The sequence below is a fragment of the Mesorhizobium sp. M7A.F.Ca.US.006.04.2.1 genome (genome assembly GCF_004022915.1).
Classification (GTDB): Bacteria; Pseudomonadota; Alphaproteobacteria; order Rhizobiales; family Rhizobiaceae; genus Mesorhizobium; species Mesorhizobium ciceri.
Genome location: NZ_RZQA01000696.1, coordinates 1 through 3,525 on the forward strand (window position 1 = coordinate 1; position 3,525 = coordinate 3,525).

Sequence of the window (3,525 nt, forward strand, 5' to 3'; positions counted from 1 at the left end):
CGCAAATGCCCCAGGATGCTCGGCACCGAGTAGCGGGCGCCGACGGCATCGATCAGCACGCGGACGGTGACGCCGCGCCGGACGGCGCCGGCCAGCGCCTCGACGAAGAGCAGGCCGACGGCGTCATTGTCGAAAATATAGGTCTCGAGCAGGACGCTGCGCTCGGAGCCGTCGATTGCCGCGCACATGGCGGCATAGGCCTCGTCGCCGGTCTCCAGCACATCGATTGCGTTTCCAGGGTTGAGCGCGCGCCGCGCCACCCTGTCGCCGAGTGTCCGCAAGCCCGTGAACCGTTGCCCGTATCGCTCGACGATCAGGGCCTCTTCGACAGCGACGTCGCGCTCATGCTTGGCGGACACCACGCCGTCGGCAAACGGGCGCTGGGCGGTGATCGTGGCACGGCGGATGCGATTGATGCCGGCGACGGCGTAGATCAGCACGCCGAGGATCGGGGACAGCACCATCACGCCGACCCAGCCGGTGGCGGCGCGCACATCTTCCTTGGTCATGACGGCATGGACGATGCCGACCGTCGCCATCACCACGGAGATGATCGCCAGAATTTGCGGCCAGTGAGTCGCCAGGGTCGCCAACATGCCGAGACTATCCAGCGAGCGGTTGCAGAAGGCAATGCGGCCGGTCCTGCCGCGCATTCGCCGGATGGTGGCATGCGGCCCTGGCCGAAGGTTTCGACCAGCCGCAGAGATTGATGGGTAGAAGCTTCCCGACGGACCCTGTTCAGAAGGACAAACCTGACCTAGCGGAAGCATAGAGCCTGGCATCATCCTGTTCTGCTCAGAGCCTCCGAAGCCTCTTATGCTTTGGTGCGACCTCTATTGTATATCAGGATGAATGAACTTAATGATATGAACACTTTGATTGATGGCGAGGGGGGCGCCTAACGATGAAATTCAACTTCGATGAACCTCCCGGCGATGACGTAGTTGCCGACACGTCGGCAGAATGCCAACGCCAATTGCTGCCTCTCGTCCGCGAGATCGTCCAGGCGGCCGTCGCTGCCGGATGGAGCGAGGAGGACGTTCTTCTGGGGTTTGTCGAACTTGCATGGGATTTGTATGAGAATCGTCGCGACGATCTGCAATGACCGGTAGCCAATCTGGTAGCTCTGCATTGCTGGCTGTGTCGCGGCTTTTGCGTCGGCAGCTTTTCGCGATAGGAATTTTTTCTTGACACGGTGATCTCAGCTAAGGTATATATTCGTGCATGGTGCTGATTTGCGCCAGTGACCCGCCGAGCAGGCGGGTTTTTCGTTTGATGCTCCGTCAGCCAATGCGCCGAAGGGTCCAAAGGGACCTGTTGACCCGTAGTCGCGACCTAAAGGCCTGGGTTCCTCGCCCCGAGGGGCTTTTATCCCGAACAAAATTTTTTGTTTGCGTACGGATGTTATTCACTATCCGCAGCATGTGCGTTACGTTGGATCCGGGTCGGGCTAAGGGGGATTTCAGGCGGCAGACAAGCGGCTGAGGCCAGGCAATGGAAAATGCGGACGATGCTCGGGAAAGCGGCAATTCCCAGGGCGTCAATCGAGAACGGACAGCTCGATATGTCCTGGACATAATTCCTGAAAGCGCAGGCCCCTGGAGGGCCACCGCGGCGCGGAGTGTCATAGACTCAGCCCGCGATCCCGTCTCGCAGACATTCCCGGCCAAAGAGCATTCCACTGGAATTGCGCTGCGGCCCGCACGCCGATCGAGAGCCTTGCTCGGCAGCGACCGGATCACGCGGTACGATACGCCGACCGGATGTCGCGTCGTCAATCCGGCGGGTGTGGACAGCAAGCCGGCCTGGTCCCTGACCCGGGAGAACGCCGTCGTTTCCATCGCTCCCGAAGCGCTGGCGCAATTGGCCGTGCATGAATGCGATCTCGCCGAACTCGATCCGCCTGCTTTCGGCACGGTCGACCCGGCCGATCTGCTGCGCACCCACCCAGGCCGCAACAGGCGCCTTGCGGCGTTTTCCAGAATACATCTTGCTGCAAATCCGCCCCAAGCTCCGCAGGAATCGTCTGGAATGTCATGCAGTCCGCGCGTTGTACGCCGTCCGGCCGGAACGCTCTCATGAATGGGGTTGGCGATGCCGGTCGGCTTCGATCAATCACGAATTGTTTTTCAGGGGAACGCGGAAGGAAGCCTAGGGTTGAACCTCATCCGGGACGAATCAGGAGGCCAAGAAATGCCGGGTGAGGATGGTGTCCCCGGACCGGTTTCCGGACCCAATTCGCGACAACCGACGCTCAACGCAAAAGGCGGGCTTTCCGTCCGCGCCGCGAGCCGCGTGCGGCAATTCCTGGACGAGAACTTTACGCGCAAGCTGGCGCTTGCCGAGATGGCTGCGGTTTGCGGTCTTTCACCCTATCATTTTGTGCGGGCTTTCTCGAGGACGTTCGGGATGCCGCCGCATCAGTACGTCCTCGGTCTGCGGCTGGATTTCGCTGAAAGGTTGCTTGCCGACAGCGGCATGACGATCGCCGACATCGCTCACTCCAGCGGATTTTCGAGCCAGAGCCATTTTACCACCGTGATGAAGAAATACCGGCAGATGACGCCGCTGCAGGCGCGGATGGGAAAGCTTAGCGCCAAGTTTAGATGAGACGGCGCTTAGGGAGTTGCTTTATTACTTGATTCTAAAGCATTGGCAGGGGTAACGAGCCGTTAACCTATGCCGGTTTGCTCGCCTCTTTTCTCACAAGACAGCAATATCGTGAAATACCGCACGCAGGAATCATGTCTTCCTGCGATGGAGCGGAATTGTCAGACATTTCGTGCCGGCCAGCGGAGAGGGACCATGACCGACAACCAGATTTCGAACGGCCAGATTTCGAGCGGTTCGTTTGTTCGGCGTCGCACAGCGCATTTCGCGGGGCAGTGGATCGCGGGGGCCGATCATGGTTCGCGCTCGGTTCGCCGCCGCCTGATGGCCGTGCTGCGCATGGCGCATCGTGCGCTTGGTATGGGGCGCAGGCGTCTGGGGCTGGGAACGCTGGGGGTCGGCGGCAGCGTGCGTTCGGCCTTGGCCTCCTCCGTCAGCCTGGCGAGCATCGTCGGCGGCCTGGCGGCGATCGCCGCGCTCAGCCTCGCCACGCCGGCCCAGGCACAATACCAGGCCGGCGGCGGGTCCGCGACAGGCGGCAACGCCGTCGCCATCGGTAACGGTGCCACGACGAATGGCAACAACGCCGTAGCGTTGGGCACCTCCAACAGTGCAACGGGCGACGCTTCGATCGCCATCGGCTATTCGATGAGTGTCAATGGCCTGAACGCCATCGGCATAGGTGTCTTTGCAAGCGCGACCGGCATTAACGCGCTCGCTGTGGGCGGAAACGCCCATGCTAACGCCGGCGGGGCAAGCGCCTTTGGCGTCAACAGCACCGCAAATGGGGCGAACGCGACTGCCATCGGCTCCACGGCTACTGCTGGCGCCGCCGCGACGGCCGTTGGCGTATCGAGCCAAGCGACCGGCGGCAATTCCGTCGCTGTCGGCAGCGTGAGCCAGGCTTCGGGGAAC

3 protein-coding genes and 2 pseudogenes are annotated in these 3,525 nt (G+C 61.6%); 4 read left to right on the top strand and 1 reads right to left on the bottom strand.

Translation table 11 applies throughout. The annotated features are described in order from the left end of the window. A pseudogene (locus EN925_RS28235) lies at positions 1-596 on the bottom strand (cardiolipin synthase); the annotation flags it as partial. 308 nt (positions 597-904) lie between these two features. Between EN925_RS28235 and EN925_RS28240 the strand changes: the two are divergent. The 4 genes and pseudogenes from EN925_RS28240 to EN925_RS28255 all read left to right on the top strand — a co-directional run. Beyond that, complete coding sequence (locus EN925_RS28240) at positions 905-1,105, top strand: hypothetical protein (RefSeq protein WP_013529836.1); 201 nt, start codon at positions 905-907, stop codon at positions 1,103-1,105. A gap of 614 nt (positions 1,106-1,719) precedes the next feature. After that, positions 1,720-2,082: a hypothetical protein gene (locus tag EN925_RS40235; protein WP_206519241.1), complete on the top strand. Its 363-nt coding sequence runs from the start codon at positions 1,720-1,722 to the stop codon at positions 2,080-2,082. Between the two features lie 12 nt (positions 2,083-2,094). After that, a complete protein-coding gene (locus EN925_RS28250) occupies positions 2,095-2,610 on the top strand; it encodes an AraC family transcriptional regulator (RefSeq protein ID WP_064995671.1) in 516 nt (171 codons plus the stop codon). Positions 2,611-2,805: 195 nt separating this feature from the next. Then, positions 2,806-3,525 (top strand): annotated as a pseudogene (locus EN925_RS28255) (calcium-binding protein); the annotation flags it as partial.

Coding starts and splice junctions, on each gene's coding strand:
- EN925_RS28250 (WP_064995671.1), top strand. CDS start 2,095: ATGCCGGTCGGCTTCGATCAATCACGAATTGTTTTTCAGGGGAACGCG.
- EN925_RS28240 (WP_013529836.1), top strand. CDS start 905: ATGAAATTCAACTTCGATGAACCTCCCGGCGATGACGTAGTTGCCGAC.